The sequence below is a fragment of the Heliobacterium chlorum genome (assembly GCF_014502795.1).
Classification (GTDB): Bacteria; Bacillota; Desulfitobacteriia; order Heliobacteriales; family Heliobacteriaceae; genus Heliobacterium; species Heliobacterium chlorum.
Genome location: NZ_JACVHF010000005.1, coordinates 92,599 through 113,835 on the forward strand (window position 1 = coordinate 92,599; position 21,237 = coordinate 113,835).

Genomic DNA, 21,237 nt, shown 5'->3' on the forward strand with positions numbered 1-21,237 from the left:
CAGCTACTTGGGACAGGCTCTTTTATCTGTGTGACTTTGCCGGTAAACAGATTTATCTTTGGGCTTTACCGGTCAAATGCTCGATTTCAATTCTTACTACGGTCGTAGTATGTCCGGAGTTCTCGATATATTTTTTCCCAGCCTCCATGTAATCGGAGGAATATTTTTTTACCAGCGCCATCAAGCCTTGTTCCTTCTCTTCGCCATGTACGATCTTAGCTTTACCAAAGACAATGACGCTTTCGTAATTCGTATCAAATGACTTGCATAATAATTCTGTGTTACCGACCACACAAAAGGAAACCCGGCTTTGTTTCTGGATATTGTCGAGTTTTAGTCCCTCTACTGCCGAATGGACATAGATGCTGTTGTTGTCGTAAACATAATTCAAGGGTATCCCGTAGGGATATCCATCCGTGCTTATCGTTGAAAGAACCCCGTATTCTCCTTCGGTGAGAATTTTTAAGCTATCGACTACGGTAAGTTGCTTGTCTTTTCTACGCATTTCGGTGAACAACTAAAATCGACTCCCTCAATAAATTAATCTCCTCTGAAATAATAATAAGTATAGCACGAGGCGTACCTTTCGTATCGTCGACGAAAAAAAACAGTCCAGGTTTACAACCGGACTGAATGACTTACTTATGTTACCAATAAAGGGAGGATATTACGATATCATTCGCGAAGGGATTATCCACGAAGGGATCAGCCACCCAACGTATCATGGAGGGATGTTTCAATGAGGTCTTTTCTCTTTAAATTTCTAACTGCGACTATCGTAGCAGCGATCGTCCTATTCATCGCGCTTGTGATTAAAGTGGTGCGAAGAGGTCGAGCCAGCAACCGTGTTGGCGATACTGATTTGGCATTGGACGTTGTAGAAAAAACTCGTTTTTCGTAACATCTCTAATAGGCAACTAAGGGTTCTAACATCGTCTAGCAAATGATAATTCTCTCTAAAGCTATAAAAACATTCAACGAGTATTGACTGTTTAAGCAAACTGGTTAAAATTGAACTGTTGAGTGCAAAAAGTGGTTGTAGGGAGATGTTACGAGTGGATATCAGTGTTAGAATCAGAAAGATCATCCGCGAAGGGTCCATAAAGGCCATCGCATCTGTTACTATCGACGAAATGTTTGTTATTCATGACATAAAGGTAATCGCGGGAAAGACAGGAGATTTTGTTGCGATGCCGAGTAAAAAGGTGCCAAACGGAAGTTATCTCGACATTGTGCATCCGATTCATCAAGAATTTCGTGACATTATTTTTAAGGCAGTAATGGAAGAATACGAGAAAGCAACCGTTAGTTCGAAAACATCGGTGGCGATGTAACCGGAACAGCTTTGGTCGATAAGGCTGAACTCTTTTTGTTAACCACAAGGGAATTCCAAATTCGAATTAAACTTCCGGAGCGATCTTGCCATCACGGGCGAGGTCGCTTTTTTATTGGTCAGAATAAAGATTGCTTGCCAAAGATCAGGCTGTTGGAAGTATCAAAGCAGAGTCTTCGACATGGGGCGAAAACAAATCAAAAGTAGTGAAATATGAAGATATTTTAACAAAAAGACCGTTTTTACGCGTTCGCTTGACTCAATTGTAAGAGTTTTGTCAGCGTAGGATGATACCCTTATTCATGAGTCATCAAAGAGACAGATCGATCATTGACGTGACCGAGGTGAACATTATCGTGAAACCACAGAATGTCGAAAATCGTTACCAGCCTCTATCACTCATTAAAGGCATCCTTGTTAAGATCTTTCTCATGTCCATCGCAATCGTGACGGTGGTCTCTTTGATCTCGTACTATAATGCCTATCACCGGGAGACGGAAGAAAGGCTGGAGGAACTCACCACCTATGTTTCGGAACACGTTCGAACAGAAAGTGAGATCTTTAGGCTGGCCAAAGACAACCTCGACGTTTTTTCCCAGGAGTTTTTGAAACTCTATCAATCTGACATCAAGGTATCGGAACAGGAATTCTGGTCTTATTACTTTGTCGATAGTCAAGGTGCTACGCGGATGAAACGAGAGTACTTTGATGGTTTCTATACGAAGGATGGCGGCTATATCTACGGGTTGTCCAGCTTCATCGGCAACAACCAAAGCGTGAAGGATCCTGATTTTCAACGACGGCTCATCCTGGCCGGCAGGGTCTTGTCTCGAATGGGCCCGGCATGGGTGAATCGTTTTGCCAATGTGCATGTGGCTTATCCGGAGAACGCCATCACCCTTTTCTACCCCGTGGAGCCGTGGGGCTTGCACGCCCGGGCCGACCTACCCATGAACGAACTGGGCGTCATTCGAGCTGTCAATAAAAAGGAGAATCCAGAACGGAAAGCGATTTGGTCTGGTCTTTACTACGATGAGACGGCGAAAAAGTGGATGGTTACCTACATGGATCCCTTGGATGAGGGAGATCGGCACTTGATCACGCCCGGTCACGACATATATCTGACTGATTTAGTCGATAAAATCGTCGAAAACAACAACGATGGAACCTACAACTTCATCATTCGGAAAGATGGGTATCTGGTCGCCCACCCGAGCGATCCTACAGACGATCAAAAATGGGTGGGACAGCTATCCCTAGATAAAATCAACAGCCCATTTATCAAGGAAGCCTATAGACTGATTCAAGAAGAAACCAAGGGGAATCTCTCGGAAGTTAAGATCATTAAAAATAATGCCTATGACTGCTACCTGGCTGTGGGCCAGTTTGAAGGTCCCGAGTGGCTGCTCGTACGGGTCTTTCCCATGAAGATTATTCGGGAGGCAGCCCACGCAGCAGCGATAAGAATCTTTACCGAAGGCATGATGATTCTCACGATCATCCTTTTCATCGTGTACTATGTGATGCGCTATCAAGCAGAAAAACCCTTGAAACAGTTGACCCTTGCTGCCGAGGCTATTGGACGAGGGGAGTATCAAGCGGTGGCGGAGCAAACGATTACATTACCAGTGCAATTGGATAATGAAATTGGCTTACTGTCTACCAGATTTGTGGAAATGGCTACCAACATCCGCGATGCCCAGGAAAACTTAGAAAGAATCGTGGAAGAACGAACAAAAGCCCTAGAGCAGGTCAATGCCGATCTGGTAGAGATGAGCCTTTTAGACGGCCTTACAGGGATCCATAATCGCCGATCTTTCGATCGCAGCATGACACGGATCTTTACCGACGGGAAGAACAATTTAGGAACGTTTTCGATCATGATGGTCGATATCGATTTTTTTAAGAACTTTAATGATACCTACGGCCATGCCGAGGGAGACCAAGTCATAAAGAGCATTGCGAACACGATTAAGGGAAACATTCGGGCAGAAGATCGTGTATTTCGTTATGGCGGGGAAGAGTTTGTTGTGATTTTTAGCCATGCCAACTTGATGATCGCCAAAGAGGTGGCAGATCGAATTCTTCAGGCGATTCAAGGTCTGCAGATCCTTCATAGGCAGAGCCCTCATGGAATGGTTACGATCAGCGGTGGGATTGAGGAGTTCGATCCATCCTATACTTCTGCGGAGGAGATGCTCAGGGTGGCCGACAGCAGACTTTATCATGCCAAAAAAGCAGGAAAAAACCGTATCGTCTTCGGTTCTTCGGACCCATCGGGTAGCAACGATGATGTTGAAGTATCATTCATTACGGCGTAAATCAACGGAAAGGGATGATCATGGTTCACCCCTTCCGGGAATTCGAAAGAGAGGTCCCTCAAGGATAAGACTACCTTCGTGAAGAATATATGTGCAGAACGACGTGACGAAAATTAGGTGAGTATTATATATGTTGAAGTTTTTTTGTTTCAAAAAGCCCTACATGCCTTTTTTATGGCTGTTGCTTATCGCGCTTATTGTACCTGCTTCTGTCGTTCATGCCGAAGAGTTACCGGAAAAGCACGTACTGTTTTTGCACGCTTTTACCCCCGATGATCCAGCCCATCAGTTGTTTAACGAGGGGTTTAAGCGAACGATCGAAAAAAATGCTCAATATAAATTTATCTATTCCTACGAGTATCTTGATTTGGCTCGTCACCCTAATGATGAGGAGTACTTAAAAAACGTAGCCCACTATCTCCAAGTAAAATACGCCCGTCGTGAGCCAGATTTTGTGACTGCTAAAGCTAACCTGCGGCCCTTTTTATCGAAATACGGAAACGACGTTTTTCCGGGAGCGTCCATTAGTATCGATGTCAAAAAAGACGAGGGACCGGCTGAAGAGGATCCCTTAGTGCGTATGGGAAATCCCCGCGCGATAGATATCGAAAAAAACATTCAACTCATTCTGCAAACGAAGCCGGAGACGAAAACTATCTACATGGTGACTCCCGATCCGATCGAACCCCATATCTCTGGAATGATCGAGAAATATAAGGGGCGAACGAAGTTCGTTTTTGTCAATCAACTGCCCTATAAACAGATGGTTCAACGCCTGAAAAAAGCTGATGATGACTCCGCAATCTTGTATTTTCATTGGATGACCGATGTGGATGGAAAAAAGTATGCGCCCATCGAAGTCCTGCAAACGATATGCCAAGAAACCACGGTACCTGTATTTGGCACCGATGTGCAGTATCTCGGGTATGGTATTGTTGGAGGATATGTCTTTGATTTTGAAAAGCTAGGGCAGTACGCGGCGTTACGGGTACTTGATGAGTTGACCCGTATAAAACCTCCGGACGATTTCTTTTCCCCTCCTGAATATCATAAGTATGCTTTCGATGACCGCCAGCTAAAACAATGGGGAATAAAACGGAATCAGTTACCTGCCGAGAGCAAGATCGAATTTCAAGAGACCTCCTTTTGGGAGCAATACGGAGATTATATTGTCAGCGGAATTCTCTTGCTTATCCTACAAGCCTTGTTGATCGTGCTTCTTTTAATCAATCGGATGAAACGGATAAAAGCAGAGAGCAACTTGATCGAAGCAAACAGTTCACTTCAACAGATGTCGGAAAAACTCATCAAACTGGACAAGCTCAAAGATGAGTTTTTATTGAATACATCCCATGAACTTCGGACTCCCCTCAATGGAATTATCAATATCACTCAATCCGTCTTGGAGGAAGGCAAAAATAACCTTACCCACGCTCAGAAAGAAAGCCTGACAATCGTCAAAGCGGCGGGAAACCGCCTGTACCATATGATCAACGATATCTTAGAAATCTCAAAACTAAAACAAGGAGAAATCAAGCTCGACCTAAAGCCTGTCGACTTGTTTACCGCCGTATCAAAGGTCAGTTCGGTCTTGCTTTTTTTGATCAAAGATAAAGAGATAGAACTACATAGCGAAATCGCTCCAAATCTTCCGCCTGTATTAGCCGACGAAAAGCGCCTGATCCAGATCCTTTATAATGTCATCGGCAATGCTATCAAGTTTACCGAAAAGGGTTCCATCGTCATCCGGGTTCGATGCCATCCTGACAGGATGGAGATTTCCGTCGAGGATACGGGAATCGGTATCGATCGAGAAGAGTTACCGTTTATCTTTGAAGCGTTCGTTCAACTTCATCACCAAGATTCGCGATCGTACTATGGAACAGGTCTGGGATTGTCCATCACCCAAAAGCTTGTAGAACTGCATGGTGGTAAAATATGGGCTACTTCGGAATTGCATCAAGGGTCAACTTTTACTTTTACATTACCGGTGACCCAAGGAACCGCGCCGACTATAGAGTCATCGGTCGAGCTGTCCGCTCCCAACATTCCGAGACAGACGGGATCAGCTCCGATGGAAATCCAGGGAAGCAACGGTTTTCGGATTTTAGTTGTTGATGATGATCCGGCAAATTTACAAGCCATTGTCAACATTTTAGCGTTAGAAGGATACAGCATCAAAGCAGTCACTCGCGGACAAGAGGTTTTAGATTTACTCAAACATGGTGCTGCCTATGAATTGCTTATCTTGGATTTGATGATGCCGGGAATGACCGGCTTTGAAGTGTTAGAGTCGTTGCGGGACAAGTATTCCTATGTGGATTTGCCAGTACTCGTTCTTACCGCTAGAGCGCGGCAAGAAGATCTGGAAATCGTTTTTTCGATGGGGGCAAACGAATATCTCCCTAAACCCTTTGATGCGGGAGAACTGCGCGTACGTGTGAAGACATTGGTGCAGTTAAAAAGGCTGGTCAGCAATAAAGTATCTAGTGAGTTGATGTTTCTCCAAGCGCAAATGAAACCTCATTTTATCTTCAATGCCTTAAATGTCATTGCCTCTCTCAGTATTCGAGAGCCGAATAAGGCCAAAGAGCTGGTCCTCGACCTATCCGATTATTTGCGGAGCAGTTTTGACTTTGAAAGCAACGAAGGCATGACGAGTTTGATGAAAGAACTGGAGCTGGTTCGTGCCTATTTAGCGATTGAGCAGGCACGGTTCAGGCAAAGGCTGACGGTCGAAATCCTGGTAGAGGAAGAGATCGACATCGACATCCCGATGTTATCCATTCAGCCGCTCGTAGAAAATGCGGTACGGCATGGGATCATGACCCGTATCGAAGGGGGGCGCGTATCTGTTTCTGTCCATCGAGAAGCGGATGATGTCAAAGTGTCTGTCTGTGACAACGGCGTAGGTATGGAAGAAAAACTGCTTGCCGTCATTTTCTCCAAGGAAGGGAAACAAGGCAGCGTGGGGATGAAGAACATTCACCGAAGGCTGTTAGCGCTCTATGGTAGGGGTCTGGAAATTACCAGTCAACCGGAAAAAGGAACGACCGTGGAATTTGCTGTCCCCTTCAGAGAGACGGAGGTTATGGACACATGAATATTTTAATCGTTGACGACGAGCCAGATTCCCTTCTTGAAATAGGCGCTTATCTAAACAAGTTCGGAAGATTTGACGCTTATGAGTTATGCAGCAACCCCTTGGAAGCGTTGGAAAAAGCAAAGCAAAGCCCCTTTCAGGTGGCTTTGCTCGATATCGAGATGCCCGAAATGAACGGGCTTGATCTAGCGGAAAAACTGCTTGCTCTGTATCCACAGATCGGCGTCGCCTTTATTACTGCTTACAATCATTACGCAACGGAAGCGTTTGAGGTGAATGCGATTGATTACATATTAAAGCCCATCCGTGAGGAACGGTTGTTTAGAGCCCTGGATAAGATGAAGGCTAAATTGGATGAGTTCCATGTCCTAAAGGAAGACATCCCGGTCGTACCTGTGAATAGAGATACACTCACGATTACCATGTTTGGAAAGTTTGCTATACGGATGGGAGACCATCTGATTAAGTGGAACAGGCAAAAAGCTGCCGAACTGTTTGCCTATCTGTTAGATAAAAAGGAACAACCCGTTCACAAGGAAAAGCTATGTGAGCTTCTCTGGCCCGATTCGGATCCGCAAAAGGCGCTGGTGAATTTACAGACGTCGATCCATGCGATTCGGAAAACATTCTTGAACAGGTATGCCGATCATTTGTCCATTGAATACAGCGGAAACAGCTATATGCTCCGTCTGGAGGACGTCATTATCGATGTGGAACAGTTTGAAGACTTGTTAAAAAAAGCAGAGGAAAGCCATGACCGAGCTTTTTTAGAGCAAGCGGTAAGCGTATATGGAGGGGACTATCTGGAGGAAGACGGTTGGCATTGGGCGGAAGCGAAAAAGGTATGGTTACAGAGGAAGTACCTAGCTGCGGTGCAGCGATTGAAGAAGGATAGGAAAGCTGGCAAATAAAAACAAACCGGACCAGAGATAGCGGAAGGAATCGAGAAATCGAGAAATACCGAAAAACACGATTTAAGCCGAATATTATCGAGTTATTTGATGCGGGAGGCGATTATTGTTACACCTCCTGCTTTTTTTCAAATTATTACAGATCTAAGGTCAAGTCTACAATGTTAGATTCGAAAAACTATAGTAAGCTAAACTGGAGGCTCAATAAAGTTGGGTAAATTATTGGCAATCATAACAAGCTATGTCTTCTGGTACCCTCTTGTAATGAGCATGACCTGGATCATCGGCGGCTTATTATTCTATTTTCGCAGGGAAAAGCGCCGCCCGCCCGAATTGACGGTAACACCGCTGGTTTCTATTTTAATCCCTTGTTACAATGAGTCGAAAACGATCGAAGAAACTGTCTTTCACCTTCATCAAATTAACTATCCTAATTTTGAGGTCATCGCCATCAATGACGGCAGTACCGATGAAACCGAAAAAGTGCTGCGGGACTTACATGATAAATATGAAAAGCTGAAAGTGATCCATCTCAAAAAGAATTCCGGCAAAGCGAATGCCCTATATTTGGGGCTGATCGCCTCAAAGGGAGAAATCATATTAGGTCTAGATGCGGATTCGCTCTTGGATCAAGATGCCTTAAATTTCATGGTACCCCACTTTACCACCCCAAACTACGGAGAGCGGGTCGGGGCCGTAACCGGCAATCCGAGAGTTCGAAACCGTAGTTCCCTTTTAGCCAGAGTTCAGCTATGCGAGTTTTCAAGTATCATCGGGCTAATCAAACGATCTCAACGCATCCTGGGTAAAATCATGACTGTTTCTGGAGTTATTGTCGCCTTTCGAAAAAGGGCGCTTCTCGATTGCGGAATGTGGGATAGGGATATGATCACGGAAGACATCGGGGTAACGTGGAAACTGCAAAGACGCTTTTGGGACGTGCGGTACGAACCGAGAGCCTTGTGTTGGATGTTAGTGCCAGAGACCTTATCAGGATACTGGAAACAGAGGGTGCGCTGGGCCCAGGGCGGCATTGAAGTTCTCATAAAACATCGGGATATCTTTTTAGATTGGCGCCAGCGGAGATTGATACCGATTTATATTGAAGAGCTGCTCAGTATTTTCTGGTCTTTGTCATGGATAATTACGACATTACTCATAGTGGTTAACATGATTAAAACCAATTTTTACTATGCGCCTGTATTCTGGTCTGGTTCCTACTTGGCTCTCATATGTCTCATCCAGTTTGGCGTGGCTATGTTCATCGACGGTGAATACGACGCGAATCTAAGAAAGTACTATTTATGGGCCATATGGTACCCCATTATTTACTGGTATTTTAACGCTTTGGTTGTCGTCAGGGCTTTACCGAAAGCCCTATTTAAGAAAAACAAGCATCAATTTGCCGTATGGGACAGCCCCGATCGGGGGTTAGGGACCTAGTGATTATTGACGGGAAACAAAATAAGCTGAGGAAGCTGCTCGAAGGCGTCTTGACCTCACTTGGCTGGAGCTATATTTTTTTCTTTTCGGTACAACTGATTGCGTCCTTGATGCTTTGGTATTTTAATATAAAACTGTTTCATTCCGAGTTGTTTACGGACGAAAATATTCAGGGTACGATAAGAGTTTTTACCATTAATGTTATCCTGGCGTTGATTAATTTCATCATTATGTATACTTGGGGTATGTATAATGCCAAAAAGTTTGGCCGGTTACATCGAAGAAAGTTTTTAAATGATGTGACCAATGCTGAGGTGGCCAACTATTTTCAAATTCCCGAGTCACAAGTTGAGCACTTTCAAAAATCCGAATGGATAGAGCTGGAGGAGACGATCGTATAGCTTCTGGACAACCCCGACGGTTGTCACACTAAAAGGTTTACCACTCGTTGGTCCTAAGAAATAACCACGAGCCAAACTGCTCATACTCACGGAACTCCTAACTTCACTACATGGAGCCGGTGAGAATGGGCAGTTTTAGTTTTAAAAATGGAGCAGGGCGATGATATTGATTTTCATTTACCTTTAGATACCTCCGTGATATAATCAGGGCAAATATGGATTACTCGGTTGATGGAGGCAGACCGTAGATGCGCTTTAATCTTAACGAATTTTTGATCGCCCTGTCTTTTGCCTTAGACTTTGTCGAGATGGACATCTTCGGGATCGTAACGAATCACTCCAAAAGAGTCGCATACATGTCGATGCGTATGGCCGAGAAACTGGGGATGTCGCAAAGAGAAATCTTTGATATCGTATCGTTATCGATTCTGCACGATAATGGAGCAAGTGAAAAGATACTCCACGATAAACTAAAAAACGAACCGATGAGTTCCTTACAATCGATCGAAAGCAAACAAGAGCATGGTCTCAAGGGAGAAGAGAACGTAAAGGAGTATCCTTTTCTTACGGACGTTCACAACGTAATCAAGTACCATCACGAAAACTACGACGGTACCGGCTTTTTTCAGATCAAAGGTGACGATATTCCCGTTATGGCGCAGATCATCAAACTCGCCGATACGGTGGAACTAAATACTTCCTTAAATAAGGTCACCATTGCGGAAAAACGCAGAATCCAGGAATATGTGAAGTTGCAAGAAATGTCGGCGTTTTCACCGAAAATCGTCAATGCTTTTATCGAAGTGAGTCAAACACCCCATTTTTGGCTTGACTTGAAAGATGAATTTATCCACGCATCGCTGCAAAGAAATATTCCCAACTTCAGTGTCGAGATGACTTTTGCGCAGCTACATAATATTACGAGGGTCTTTTCGAAGATCATTGACGCCAAATCTACCTTTACGCAGGTTCATTCCAGTGAACTCGCCGACAAGGTGGCAAAGATGGGAGAATACTACAAGAAGCCTGATGATGAAATCTATCAGTTGATCATCGCGGCAGACTTACATGACATCGGGAAACTGGCTGTCAGCAACGCGATTCTCGATAAACCTGGAAGGCTCGACGAGGAAGAGTTCGATGCGATCAAGCAGCACTCTTACTATACGAGGTTGAGTTTGCAGGAGATTCAAGGGTTTGAAGATATCATGGAATGGGCCTCAAACCACCACGAGAAACTCAACGGAAAAGGCTATCCCTATGGCAAGAGAGGAACAGAGCTGGACTTTAATTCGCGATTGATCGCTTGCCTTGACGTCTATCAAGCGCTTACCGAAGACAGGCCCTATCGAGAGGCGATAACCCATAGGAAAAGTTCGGAAATCCTGATGGGGATGATTCGAGATGGGTCGTTAGATGAACAGATCACTTCTGATGTGATCGGTGTTTTTAAAAGATAACGATGAAAATATCGATAAGATTAACGAAGGATTTGAGTTGCCCCTAGCCTTTTAATCCGAGTACAAGGGTACCAGCGGATTGTGTAGGGTTGGTATTTGGAAAAAATGTAATTTATGATACGATAGATCCAAAAGTGGACTGGGGGATTTCGATTGACGCAAGAACACCTTTCATGGGTACGCAACTATCTACAGGAAAAGTATCAGACACCTATCCTCGAAAATTTTCTTGGACTTGAAGTTGTCGAACTGGCTGAAGGAAAAGTTATCTATCGAGTACAAATGAACGAACATCATCGCAACATATACGGATCCGTACATGGCGGTACGTTGGCTTCGATTTCAGACGTGGTCATGGGAGTTTCCTGCTTAACCTTGGGGAAGCGTGTCGTTACCATTGATATGAACGTTAGCTACATAAAAAATGTAACCCAGGGAAGCATCTTAACTGCCGTCGGAGAGATTGTCAGCAATGGGAAAACCATCATGCGAGCGGTCGGAGAAATTTATCACGAAGAACAACTCCTAGTACGGGCGCAAGCATCTTTTTTTGTGTTGGGTGTTTTTACGGAAAAAGATTACCACGTTGAACCTCTCGCCAAATGACAGGTGTTAATGAGTCGACTTTGGATACCCTAGTCTTGGGAGGTAGATGTCTTGTCAGAACGTATGCGCGAAATCCGTGAAGCCCGTGAGGCTGAACAATTATCGAAGCTCAAAGATCTTCAAGTGCAGTACGAGAGGATTGCCCAAGATATTCAGGGGTTCATTGACAGTGTGGAGGTAGCCGGTATTCGCATTCCTATTGAGGTTACGAAACTATTGGAAGACGAGATGGCCACACTGAGGGGGCTATCTACCGAGTTAAAAGGCGATCTAAGACAAAAATTAAACTAGAATGATTGGAAGATCTCGCTAAGTTCGGCGAGGTCCTTTTTTGTTATTACGGCATAAAAAGACGCCCACCTTGATAAGATTGAGCGCAAGCCCGTATTTATAGCGGAAGATAATAGAGTACACTCGGCAAGCAATGCCAAACGTAGACAGGGAAACGAAAATGGACTAAAAGGGATAGAGCACTACGCTGTAGTTTCGCAAGCGAAAACTGGTTCCATACCAATCCCACGTCGACTGTACATAGCCTAGCGTGTCTGCATTAGCGATACCGATAATTCGCTGATTGGCCAGCAAAGAAAATGTTCCGTCACGGTTTAGGTCAATCGGATGAACGATTTCTAAGGGCAAGACTTGACCGTTCACGGGCTTGCGCAACTTTCCGTTCGGTGAATAGATGTCTGTATAGTACTCTTTGCGGTTGCTCACGTCCAGTGTCACCGTTAGAGTGCGGTCACTTGACGCGACAACCACTCTGTAATCATCACGATAATTCACTTGAAGTTGAAGACCTTGGTTAAATTTCTCCATATCAAACAGGGAAGTCAATTGGTTATAGCGAAACGAATATAAGGCGTTCCAAATGAGACCGCCGCTTCCTCCCGTAGAGATGTTAACGAGGATATCAGAGATCAGGTCTTTGTTGAAGTCGCCGAGAAACAGCATGGGTGTGTAGCCGTTTTTAAAAGGCAACGGATATTTATAAGTAGCCTTCGTCAATCCGTCCTCAATCACCAGCGTGATTTTCGAAAAGGCACCGGATGTATCTCCGGTGGCACTTGTTCCCAATAAGGAGACCAGATCGGCGATATGATCTCCGTTCACATCTGCCCACTTCTTGACAATCATTGCCTGCGGTCCCTTGGAGGCAGCGGAATGATCATAGGGATTGGAATGAATATCTTTATTCATTTTTACCCTCCCGTACATGACGCCTAAGGCAAGGTTAACCTAGTATATGAAACAAGGAACGGCCCCGTGAAAAGAAAGAGGAGGATTTACGATGACGACGGACACCAAAAAGCTTAGTTGTTCCGACTGTGGTCAGTTGAACTGTTTCCGGCAGGATAAGGAGTTTCCTCATTTTTGTCTTACCACTGAGATCGAAGCGGATGAACTGGAGCGGATCAAAGAGCTCTATCGAACGGATGAATGGGTATCCAAACTAGCCTATGCCGCTGCCGATATCGAAGGAACCTATTACGGGAAGCTCACCCGAGTCGAAGAGATCATCGCTTTTGCTAAGCACATCGGTGCGAAAAAGATAGGAATTGCCACCTGTCTCGGTTTAATCGAAGAAGCAAAGACCTTTGTCAAAATCTTGCGGGCTAAAGGGTTAGAGCCCTACAGCGTCATCTGTAAGGTGGGGAGTGTAGACAAGACCGAAGTCGGGGTCCCCGAAGAGAAAAAAGTAAAAACCGGTTGCTTTGAGGCTCTTTGTAACCCCGTGCTTCAAGCAGAAATCTTAAACCGCGAGCAGACCGAGCTAAATGTGATCATTGGCTTGTGCGTGGGCCATGATTCGTTATTCATTAAATATTCCCAAGCGCCTGTGACGACCCTGATCACGAAAGACCGGATACTCGGCCATAATCCGGCTGCGGCCTTGTACACGACGGGCTTTTATTACAAACGTCTTTTGGAACCGGAAAAGGAATAATCAAAAGTTAAGTGTCGGGGTAAAACGCATAAAAACTGTTTATGTAGAAGATACTTGCTTAATGAAGCATACCTAAAAGGTGGGCGAATAGGCGAAGCCCGTGAAGCCTTTTAGCACGCTTTTGTGCAGTGATTCGCCATGCCTGATGAAGCTGACAGAAGGGAACATAATCGAAAGAACCAAGTGGAGAACAACGGGATTGTATGAATACCGACTTCTATCATAGGTGGGGATTTGATGAACGAAAATTTTACCGAGATCAAACCGGAGAATCTGGACAAAAGTCCTTTTCGGTTAATTGGAGCCGAGTGGATGCTCGTCACCGCGGAGAAAGAGGGTAAAGTCAACACGATGACTGCCTCTTGGGGCGGCCTAGGCATTATGTGGGGCAAAAATGTGGCCTTTATCGTCCTTCGTCCTCAGCGTTACACGAAGGAATTTGTCGATAGTAGCAATACCTTTTCCCTAACTTTCTTTGCAAACGATTTCAAGAAAGAGTTGGGCTATCTAGGCTCTGTATCAGGTAGAGACGAAGACAAGATCAAAAAGGCAAATTTAACGGTTCTCTATTCCGATAAAACGCCCTACTTTCAAGAAGCCAAACTGGCCATGTTCTGCAGGAAGCTCTATGCCCAAGAGTTTCAGCCTGAATGTTTTATTGAAGCAGAACTGATGGAGAATTTGTATCCGCAGAAGGACTATCACACCATGTACATCGCCGAGGTGACCAAGATCTTGGCCAAAGATTAAAAATAAAATACAGTACCCGTGAACTAACCAAGCCTATGAAGTTATGAGTAGAGTATAAACAACTGAAACAGTACCCTGTTGCGCAAAGAACTTTTACGCTTGCGTAAGAAACTATTTACTTTTGAGAATAGTTTGTGCTAAAATCATCTTAAAAGTTGATACCTTCCAGGAGAGTTGGAGAGGAACCTTGTACGTTGAGGTTCCTCTTTTTGTTTTTAAAAATCGGGGGTGGGGTACGCAAAGAATACTGTGGTTTCTGGTGCGCTTGATGCTGTTGGGGGAGAAAAGAAGATTTTGGGGGGCGGTGGCGTGATGTTTAGAGAACTCGCCAAAGAGGGAGACGAACTAAGTTCAACGCTTTTGGTTAAGGATTTACCGGACTGCTTTTTATATCAGATACCTTCCTTTCAAACGTGGGTTGAAAAGTGTAAACGAGCTCTAAAAAGAAAGTTATCCAGAACAGCTACAGAAGCGTTTTTTTTAGAGCAGGCAAATGCTCAGGATGAATCCTTTCGTATAGTTTTAGATAAGATGTTATTTGTGATCCATGGACTCGCCTTGGCGGAAGATCTTATTGCGGATATGGACCGCAATGATGCCGAAACGCTTCGAGCCATAAGAGCATGAAATCGAAAGCGACATCGAGTGAACAAGACGTTCGCTTTGATGTCGCTTTTTATGTACCCAAAACGGTCGCTTTTTACTTGCCAAAAACAAGTGAGGGCCGTTCGGTAGTCAAAATAATCACGCAAAAAGGAATTCAGCGGGTAGACGAATAAGATATAAAAGAAATCAAAACATAGATAGAGTTTATATATTGAGTCCCAAGTTTAAAAAGCAGAAGCAAAAACCTAAAATTAACTGAAAATGATTTCCGTAACATTCTGTGAGGTACCTATGTCTGATTACATTCTGACCTATTCAAAAACCAAGTTTTTTCCCGTAGAGCCGGTATCAGATGATATTCACATCGTGGATATCGCTCATTCCTTGTCGTTAATGACGCGGGCAAACGGTCACTTTATTCACTTTTACTCGGTCGCTCAACACGCGATCAACTGTTGCAAAGAAGCCCAAAGCCGTTCCTATTCCGAGCGGGTTCAACTCGCATGCCTGCTGCACGATGCCAGTGAAAGCTATATCTCTGATTTAACGAGACCGATGAAACGAAATCTTCCCGAGTATTTTCGAATCGAAGAAAAGCTGCAAAGTGTAATCTACGAACGGTTCGGACTAGGCGATTTATCGGAGTCAGAACTCAAGCAGATAGAAGCGATCGATGATGCGCTTCTTCACTTTGAATTTGCGGCCTTGATGGGCATCGAGATTTCAGATATTCCCCCGGTGAAGACGATGGATCATGATTGTTCACAGCGAGATTTTATAGATGTAGAAAAAGAGTTTCTTCGCCTTTTCCGTCGGTTAACCGGTGAAAAAGGTGGGTTCGCTTGTGTCGGGGTCGATGGCTGCAAAGAAGGGTGGATCGCCGTAGCGATCACCGAAGGTGATGTTGAGGTGGATCTATTCCCAAGCGTGGAAGCAATCTGTTTGAAATACGGTGGGAGTGACTGTATCCTTATCGATATGCCTATCGGTCTTCCGGAAGATGTGAGCGATATCCGACCCGATGGGGCAGCGAGACGAATTTTGTCTACCCGAGCTTCCTCCGTGTTCAGCGTCCCTTGTCGACAGGCCCTGTACGCTAGTAATTATTCTGAAGCAAACGCTATAAATCGGCGAGTCATGGGGAAAGGCCTCAGCCAACAAGCATTCAATATTTGCGGCAAAATCAAGGAAATCGATTTATGGTTAGAGCGAAACCCCTCTTATAAAAACAGACTCTTAGAAAGTCATCCGGAATTGTGTTTTACCATGCTGAACGCTAAGGGTGAGGAGAAAATACCGATTTCGGAGAATAAACGGACAGAAGCAGGTAGGGCAAAACGCTTATCTTTACTCAAAAGTTATTACGATAAGACTAGCCGAGTTGAAAAGATAATGAATGAAGATCCAAGGTTGCGTAAGATGAAGGACGACGTCATCGATGCTCTTTGCCTGGCGGTGACGGGAATGTTGGGGATGAAATACGGACTGAAGTCGATCCCCCAAAAGCCCACCCATGACCGACGGTGTATCCTGATGCAGATAGTTTGTGTCGAAATCCCGCAGTAGAACCTTATTTCTGAGGATTCATCAAGACGATTCTATAACGCTACATCTCCATAAAGATTCAACTAGATAGTGAAAGGCCCTTGGAACTAAACGCTCCAAGGGCCTTTGTTATTACTCATGGCGGTAGTGTAGAAATAGGGTAAGGAATCCTTTTCCGGCTTGACTATACTTGTGGTTCGCCTTCCGCTGTATGGGAAACACAGGGATTCTGGTCAGTACCATTTCTGTGAGTGCATTTTTGCTTATGCCCATGTTTCGGGTGTCCGGCAGTCCCGAAAAGCAATCGAGACAATATGACGAGTCCTGCTCCTTGCCAGTAGGTAATAGTTTTTAATCCGAAAATGTCTGGCATCAACTGATTCCATAAGACCATGACGAAAAAACCGAAGAGCAAGCTAATGGCAACGGCCATTAAAATGCCGCCGAAGATATGGGTCAAAACTAACGTAGCTTTTCCTTTGCCGTGACCGTGATGACAATTCATACTCAGTCATAGCCTCCTAGTCTTGGTCGTCGAGTATCTTTTTCAGGGCTTTTGAGGCTCTGTTTTTACGGGACAAGAGTGTTCCGAGCGGTTCGTTCCACTTCTCCGCCAGTTCTTTAAAGCTCCGGCCCTCTATTTCAGTGGCGATCCATACGTTCCGTTGATTCGGTTCAAGTTCTAAAAGAGCTGAATTCAGCCGCTCCTGAACCTCCTTTTTTTGCAAAACCCTATAGATATCCGCGTCGGGATCGATGATTCGTTCCAACAGGGTCGTTCCGGTCGCTTCATCGATCTGATCGAGCGATATCGACGGTTTCGGCTTACGCAGGAAATCAACTACCTTATTTCTTATAGAGCGATACAGATAGGCTGTTAGATTTTCAACATGAATTTCTAGGTCTGCACGATTAAATACATTGAAGAACACTTCGGCCACGATGTCTTCCGCGTCCATTTCCGATATGCCAGTGACTTTGCGACGGACATAGTGTATGAAGTTTTTTTGCTCTTGTTGGAACACGTCTCCGATGTGTTTTTGTTGTCCATCCATGATGTTTTCTCCAGATAAACTACACCCGGTTGAGAATCAGCACTTCGATGAAGCATCGCCAGTCTCTTGAGGAGATGTTGTTTGTTGAGCTTTGATGCTATCGACCATCCCGATACCAAAGTGTACGTAATAATCAGGCACACAGGTCAGGGGAATCCAGTAACCGATGATTTTCGTTTCTCCAGAAAGGGAATCTTGTCGGATGGCTTCATTTTTGTCCAGAGCAACGTTAGCTTTACAGCCTTTGTGCTTTTCTGGGTTGACGGCATTGCATTTGGTCCCAGGAACTCCGCCGTATTGCTTGCAGCACTCATTGACCGCAATGACGGTGCGGCTTCGATGAATCAGCATAACCGGTTCGGGAAATTTACCCCACATGAGTTCAAAAGCTTTGGCTAACTGTTCTTCGCATTTTTGTTGGTCTGTCATTGATAGGCCTCCTTATTTGTTCTAATTCTAATGACGTAAAAGCCCACCTTTTATTGCACAGTAAATAAAAATATTTATCTTTTCGGCGTGGAAGGTATGTCCGAGGTTCACAGAATAAATTGGAACAAACGGTTGAGCTCCCCCTTGCATATCCATAAGTCGAACATAGTGTCTTATAGTCTACCGATTGAATAGAAGAAAGGAGGAGAAATCAGCCGTGTTTGCCGCCAATATCGGCGTAAGCCTCGGGTTACTTGTTCTCTCAGGTGCTGTCGTTGTTACGGCACAACAATTGCCTCGAACACTTCCGGGTATCGCCATGGGTCCCGGCGTGTTACCCTTATGGGCTGGCCTATTGATGAGCCTATTGGCTGTAAGTTTGCTGATACAGAATATATTTTTTCGTTCGCCGAGTCTAAAGCGGAGGGTTTTTGAACCCAAAGAACTAGCCGCCGTTGGCAAGATGTTTTTCGCGATCAGTGCTTATGCTGCCGGGATAGAGTATCTCGGTTTTGGCATGGCAACTTGTATCATTGTCGTCTATTTGAGTCGATACCTCGGACAGTATGCTTGGTGGCGCTGTCTCTTGTTCGGTCTAATCATGGCTGGGGTGAGTGTCGGTGTATTTCGATATTTTCTAGACCTGCCGTTACCGACGGGTTGGTTCGGTTTGTAGCGATCCCATAGAGGCAGGTGATGGGTATGGATGTTTTCCAGCCGCTCCTTCAGGGGTTTGCCACCGCTTTAACCCCACAGAACTTATGCTTTGGCTTTATCGGCTGCGTTCTGGGAACGCTCGTTGGCGTCCTTCCCGGTATCGGTCCCACATCGGCCATCGCCATGCTGCTGCCGCTGACCTTGATCCTCGATCCGACACCAGCGATCATCATGCTGAGCGGAATCTACTATGGCGCCATGTATGGCGGCTCCACGACAGCGATTTTAGTGAATATTCCGGGCGAGATTTCCTCGGCGCCGACGGCTCTCGACGGATATGCCATGGCCAAAAAGGGTAGAGCCGGTCCAGCGCTCGCTATTTCCGCCATTTCTTCCTTTGTTGCCGGAACATTGAGCCTCGTTGGGCTGACCTTTTTCGCTCCGACGCTGGCCCAATTGGCACTGCACTTTGGACCTCCCGAGTATTTTGCCCTGATGCTGTTGGCGTTGAGTGTCGTCATCAATCTTTCCGGAAAGTCGCTGATCAAAGGGTTGATTTCGGCGGTTGCTGGATTTTTCGTGGCTATGGTGGGAATGGACCCGATCACAGGTATCGCCCGCTTTACCTTTGGTTCGGTGGAATTAATGTCAGGTATCGATTTTGTCAGCGTCATCATCGGTCTTTTTGCGATAGCCGAGGTGCTTTCAACATGGGAAGCGCAAGTTACTCCAGTGATTCGGACGAAGCTGACCGGTTTGATGCCGACAAAAGAGGACCTTCGTGAGACCTTTCCGGCGATGCTTCGTTCTACCGTTATTGGTTTTTTTCTTGGCCTTTTACCTGGCTGTAGTCCAGGAGTGACCGCCTTCATCGCCTACGATACGGAAAAGCGTTTTTCTCGCGTTCCGGAAACGTTCGGCCAAGGCCAAATCGCCGGAGTCGCTGCTGCTGAAGGGGCGAACAACGCTACGACCAGCGGTGGTTTTGTGCCGCTGCTGTCCTTTGGCATCCCCTCTGGTCCGGCACTCGCGGTTTTGCTCGGCGGCTTTATGATGTACGGCTTGCAGCCGGGGCCTACTTTATTTGAAAAGAACGCACCCTTCGTATGGGCGCTGATTGCCTCTATGTATATCGGCAATGTGATGTTGATCATTTTGAATCTGCCCCTGATAGGTCTTTGGGCAAGACTCGTCAAAGTGCCCTATCCTCTGCTGGCGCCGATCATCCTCATTTCTTCCTTCATCGGTGCCTACAGTGTACGCAATAAGATGATGGATGTCTGGCTCGCCATCGCCTTTGGCCTCATCGGTTGGTTGATGCGAAAGCTAGAAATCCCATCGGTACCGCTGATTTTAACGACGATCTTGGCGGGGATGCTCGAGACGTCGATCAAGCAAACCTTAAGCATGGGCGATATGGGAATTTATCTTTTATTCACCCGGCCCATCAGTTTGACAATTTGCATACTTGCCCTCTTGTTAACCATCTCATCCCTCTACGGTAGGTACAAAAAGATCTCCTTGCCGGGAGATGATGAAGAGTTTTCGTCGGAGTCTATTGAGTATCCTGAGGTCTTTGAAAAAAAGAGCCCTGTCCTGGTGAAACCAAGGAGGTATCTACATGCTCCCAAAGCGGTTTACCTGGTACGTGAGCATGATCGCAGCCGTAATGTTGCTAAGTGTGGTTCTTTACGGATGCGTCAAGCCGGTGAACAAGTCCAACGGTGAAGGGTATCCGAATAAGCCGGTTCAACTGATCATCGCCTTTACGGCTGGCGGTTCTAGCGACGTGCAGGCTCGAATCGTTGAGAAGTACTGGAAGAAGTATTTCAATGACCAGCCGCTGGCCTTTGAATACAAACCTGGTGCCGGAGGCCAAGTCGGCTTTACGGAAATCGCCCGGGCTGTTCCGGACGGCTACACTATCGGCGGTGTCAATGTTCCTCATATTCTCTTACAGTCGCTGAGTCCCCAGGCGACCTTTTGCAAAGATGACTTTGTCCACATCGCCCAGGTGGTCAATGATCCGCAGTTGATTGTCGTCAATCCAAACAACCCGATTCGAACACTCGACGATTTCATCGCCGAAGCGAAGAAAAAAGAGGGACGAATGACTGTCGGTATCGTCGGGACCTTCACAGCCCATCATATGGCCCTCTTAAAACTGCAGGACATTTTGGGTGTGAAATTCAACGCCGTTCCCTTCCAGGGGTCTGCCGATCAGAATGTGGCGCTCCTTGGTGGTCATATCGATGCCATAATCGGGAATCTGAATGATATCATGCGGTATACAGAACAGTTCCGCATGTTGGCTATCGCTTCGGAAAATCGTCACCAATGGCTTCCCGATGTGCCTACCTTCCAAGAGTTAGGCTATTCCTTCACCTCGGACATTCGACGGGGCTTCTCTGTGCCCGCAAACACAGACCCGGCCATTGTCCAGCGTTTGCGAGAGGGCTTCCAACAGATTTGTAACGACCCGGAATACCTCAATGAGATGGAAAAAATCGGCCAGCCTGCGGCATACCTTTCGGGGGAGGATTTTACCAAGTACTGTGACCGGTATTATGAAGAAGCAAAGCAGTTGATTGATAAGTACGAACTCAATAAGAAAAATTAAGGAAGAGCCCCACAGATCGTCTAACAATCTGTAGGGGCTCTTTGGTATC

The 21,237-nt window shown here is 45.6% G+C and carries 22 protein-coding genes; 17 read left to right on the forward strand and 5 right to left on the reverse strand.

All coding sequences use genetic code 11. The features are described from left to right. Positions 1–52 precede the first annotated feature (52 nt). Complete coding sequence (locus H1S01_RS07425) at positions 53–517, reverse strand: pyridoxamine 5'-phosphate oxidase family protein (protein ID WP_188039453.1); 465 nt, start codon at positions 515–517, stop codon at positions 53–55. Between the two features lie 538 nt (positions 518–1,055). Between H1S01_RS07425 and spoVG the strand changes: the two genes are divergently transcribed. From spoVG to H1S01_RS07470, 9 genes are all read left to right on the forward strand, one after another. Further along, complete coding sequence (gene spoVG, locus H1S01_RS07430; RefSeq protein WP_188039454.1) at positions 1,056–1,334, forward strand: septation regulator SpoVG; 279 nt, start codon at positions 1,056–1,058, stop codon at positions 1,332–1,334. Between the two features lie 301 nt (positions 1,335–1,635). Continuing rightward, on the forward strand, positions 1,636–3,654 hold the full coding sequence (locus H1S01_RS07435; protein ID WP_188039455.1) for a sensor domain-containing diguanylate cyclase: 2,019 nt from the start codon (positions 1,636–1,638) through the stop codon (positions 3,652–3,654). A gap of 130 nt (positions 3,655–3,784) precedes the next feature. Continuing rightward, positions 3,785–6,757, forward strand: coding sequence for an ATP-binding protein (locus H1S01_RS07440; protein ID WP_188039456.1), 2,973 nt, complete (start codon positions 3,785–3,787; stop codon positions 6,755–6,757). Continuing rightward, the gene (locus H1S01_RS07445; protein ID WP_188039457.1) at positions 6,754–7,668 is read left to right on the forward strand and encodes a response regulator; all 915 of its coding nucleotides are present in this window, start codon (positions 6,754–6,756) and stop codon (positions 7,666–7,668) included. The genes H1S01_RS07440 and H1S01_RS07445 overlap by 4 nt, the downstream gene beginning before the upstream one ends. Before the next feature lie 210 nt (positions 7,669–7,878). Further along, positions 7,879–9,111, forward strand: coding sequence for a poly-beta-1,6-N-acetyl-D-glucosamine synthase (gene pgaC, locus H1S01_RS07450; RefSeq protein WP_188039458.1), 1,233 nt, complete (start codon positions 7,879–7,881; stop codon positions 9,109–9,111). Next, complete coding sequence (pgaD, locus tag H1S01_RS07455; protein WP_188039459.1) at positions 9,111–9,512, forward strand: poly-beta-1,6-N-acetyl-D-glucosamine biosynthesis protein PgaD; 402 nt, start codon at positions 9,111–9,113, stop codon at positions 9,510–9,512. The genes pgaC and pgaD overlap by 1 nt, the downstream gene beginning before the upstream one ends. 248 nt (positions 9,513–9,760) lie before the next feature. Beyond that, positions 9,761–10,972: an HD-GYP domain-containing protein gene (locus H1S01_RS07460; protein WP_188039460.1), complete on the forward strand. Its 1,212-nt coding sequence runs from the start codon at positions 9,761–9,763 to the stop codon at positions 10,970–10,972. A 153-nt stretch (positions 10,973–11,125) separates the two neighbouring features. Next, positions 11,126–11,578, forward strand: a complete 453-nt coding sequence (locus H1S01_RS07465; RefSeq protein ID WP_188039461.1) for a PaaI family thioesterase — start codon at positions 11,126–11,128, stop codon at positions 11,576–11,578. Positions 11,579–11,629: 51 nt separating this feature from the next. Next, positions 11,630–11,869, forward strand: coding sequence for a hypothetical protein (locus H1S01_RS07470; RefSeq protein ID WP_155475388.1), 240 nt, complete (start codon positions 11,630–11,632; stop codon positions 11,867–11,869). A 165-nt stretch (positions 11,870–12,034) separates the two neighbouring features. Here the strand turns inward: H1S01_RS07470 and H1S01_RS07475 are convergent, their stop codons facing one another. Then, the gene (locus tag H1S01_RS07475; RefSeq protein WP_188039462.1) at positions 12,035–12,778 is read right to left on the reverse strand and encodes a VCBS repeat-containing protein; all 744 of its coding nucleotides are present in this window, start codon (positions 12,776–12,778) and stop codon (positions 12,035–12,037) included. A gap of 91 nt (positions 12,779–12,869) precedes the next feature. On the opposite strand from H1S01_RS07475, the gene H1S01_RS07480 reads away from it, so the two are divergent. From H1S01_RS07480 to H1S01_RS22270, 5 genes are all read left to right on the forward strand, one after another. Next, positions 12,870–13,526, forward strand: a complete 657-nt coding sequence (locus H1S01_RS07480) for a DUF1847 domain-containing protein (protein WP_188039463.1) — start codon at positions 12,870–12,872, stop codon at positions 13,524–13,526. A gap of 237 nt (positions 13,527–13,763) precedes the next feature. Beyond that, entirely contained in the window at positions 13,764–14,276 is a 513-nt protein-coding gene (locus H1S01_RS07485; protein WP_188039464.1) for a flavin reductase, read from the forward strand. A 249-nt stretch (positions 14,277–14,525) separates the two neighbouring features. Then, positions 14,526–14,903 (forward strand): hypothetical protein, encoded by a 378-nt coding sequence (locus H1S01_RS07490; RefSeq protein WP_188039465.1) that lies wholly within the window; start codon positions 14,526–14,528, stop codon positions 14,901–14,903. Then, entirely contained in the window at positions 14,900–15,055 is a 156-nt protein-coding gene (locus H1S01_RS07495) for a hypothetical protein (RefSeq protein ID WP_188039466.1), read from the forward strand. Before H1S01_RS07490 ends, H1S01_RS07495 begins: the two co-directional genes overlap by 4 nt. Before the next feature lie 118 nt (positions 15,056–15,173). Continuing rightward, positions 15,174–16,448: a DUF429 domain-containing protein gene (locus H1S01_RS22270; protein WP_188039467.1), complete on the forward strand. Its 1,275-nt coding sequence runs from the start codon at positions 15,174–15,176 to the stop codon at positions 16,446–16,448. 163 nt (positions 16,449–16,611) lie between these two features. Here H1S01_RS22270 and H1S01_RS07505 read toward each other — a convergent pair whose 3' ends face one another. Genes H1S01_RS07505 through H1S01_RS07515 form a run of 3 tightly spaced genes read right to left on the reverse strand, consistent with a single transcriptional unit; the run spans position 16,612 to position 17,911 of the window. Continuing rightward, positions 16,612–16,932: a hypothetical protein gene (locus H1S01_RS07505; RefSeq protein ID WP_188039468.1), complete on the reverse strand. Its 321-nt coding sequence runs from the start codon at positions 16,930–16,932 to the stop codon at positions 16,612–16,614. A gap of 16 nt (positions 16,933–16,948) precedes the next feature. Further along, positions 16,949–17,482, reverse strand: a complete 534-nt coding sequence (locus H1S01_RS07510; RefSeq protein WP_188039469.1) for an RNA polymerase sigma factor — start codon at positions 17,480–17,482, stop codon at positions 16,949–16,951. A 36-nt stretch (positions 17,483–17,518) separates the two neighbouring features. Beyond that, on the reverse strand, positions 17,519–17,911 hold the full coding sequence (locus tag H1S01_RS07515; protein ID WP_188039470.1) for a hypothetical protein: 393 nt from the start codon (positions 17,909–17,911) through the stop codon (positions 17,519–17,521). Positions 17,912–18,128: 217 nt separating this feature from the next. On the opposite strand from H1S01_RS07515, the gene H1S01_RS07520 reads away from it, so the two are divergent. The 3 genes from H1S01_RS07520 to H1S01_RS07530 are packed head-to-tail and all read left to right on the forward strand — an operon-like array spanning position 18,129 to position 21,188. Beyond that, positions 18,129–18,587 (forward strand): tripartite tricarboxylate transporter TctB family protein, encoded by a 459-nt coding sequence (locus tag H1S01_RS07520; RefSeq protein ID WP_188039471.1) that lies wholly within the window; start codon positions 18,129–18,131, stop codon positions 18,585–18,587. A gap of 26 nt (positions 18,588–18,613) precedes the next feature. Then, the gene (locus tag H1S01_RS07525) at positions 18,614–20,296 is read left to right on the forward strand and encodes a tripartite tricarboxylate transporter permease (RefSeq protein ID WP_188039472.1); all 1,683 of its coding nucleotides are present in this window, start codon (positions 18,614–18,616) and stop codon (positions 20,294–20,296) included. Further along, on the forward strand, positions 20,277–21,188 hold the full coding sequence (locus H1S01_RS07530; protein ID WP_341479053.1) for a tripartite tricarboxylate transporter substrate binding protein: 912 nt from the start codon (positions 20,277–20,279) through the stop codon (positions 21,186–21,188). The genes H1S01_RS07525 and H1S01_RS07530 overlap by 20 nt, the downstream gene beginning before the upstream one ends. Positions 21,189–21,237: the final 49 nt, after the last annotated feature.

Excerpts from the sequence above, each read along its gene's own strand:
- H1S01_RS07435 (WP_188039455.1), top strand. The coding sequence starts at position 1,636 with ATGAGTCATCAAAGAGACAGATCGATCATTGACGTGACCGAGGTGAAC.
- H1S01_RS07440 (WP_188039456.1), top strand. The coding sequence starts at position 3,785 with ATGTTGAAGTTTTTTTGTTTCAAAAAGCCCTACATGCCTTTTTTATGG.
- H1S01_RS07445 (WP_188039457.1), top strand. The coding sequence starts at position 6,754 with ATGAATATTTTAATCGTTGACGACGAGCCAGATTCCCTTCTTGAAATA.
- H1S01_RS07460 (WP_188039460.1), top strand. The coding sequence starts at position 9,761 with ATGCGCTTTAATCTTAACGAATTTTTGATCGCCCTGTCTTTTGCCTTA.
- H1S01_RS07475 (WP_188039462.1), bottom strand. The coding sequence starts at position 12,778 with ATGAATAAAGATATTCATTCCAATCCCTATGATCATTCCGCTGCCTCC.
- H1S01_RS07480 (WP_188039463.1), top strand. The coding sequence starts at position 12,870 with ATGACGACGGACACCAAAAAGCTTAGTTGTTCCGACTGTGGTCAGTTG.
- H1S01_RS07485 (WP_188039464.1), top strand. The coding sequence starts at position 13,764 with ATGAACGAAAATTTTACCGAGATCAAACCGGAGAATCTGGACAAAAGT.
- H1S01_RS07495 (WP_188039466.1), top strand. The coding sequence starts at position 14,900 with ATGAAATCGAAAGCGACATCGAGTGAACAAGACGTTCGCTTTGATGTC.
- H1S01_RS22270 (WP_188039467.1), top strand. The coding sequence starts at position 15,174 with ATGTCTGATTACATTCTGACCTATTCAAAAACCAAGTTTTTTCCCGTA.
- H1S01_RS07505 (WP_188039468.1), bottom strand. The coding sequence starts at position 16,932 with ATGAATTGTCATCACGGTCACGGCAAAGGAAAAGCTACGTTAGTTTTG.
- H1S01_RS07510 (WP_188039469.1), bottom strand. The coding sequence starts at position 17,482 with ATGGATGGACAACAAAAACACATCGGAGACGTGTTCCAACAAGAGCAA.
- H1S01_RS07515 (WP_188039470.1), bottom strand. The coding sequence starts at position 17,911 with ATGACAGACCAACAAAAATGCGAAGAACAGTTAGCCAAAGCTTTTGAA.
- H1S01_RS07525 (WP_188039472.1), top strand. The coding sequence starts at position 18,614 with ATGGATGTTTTCCAGCCGCTCCTTCAGGGGTTTGCCACCGCTTTAACC.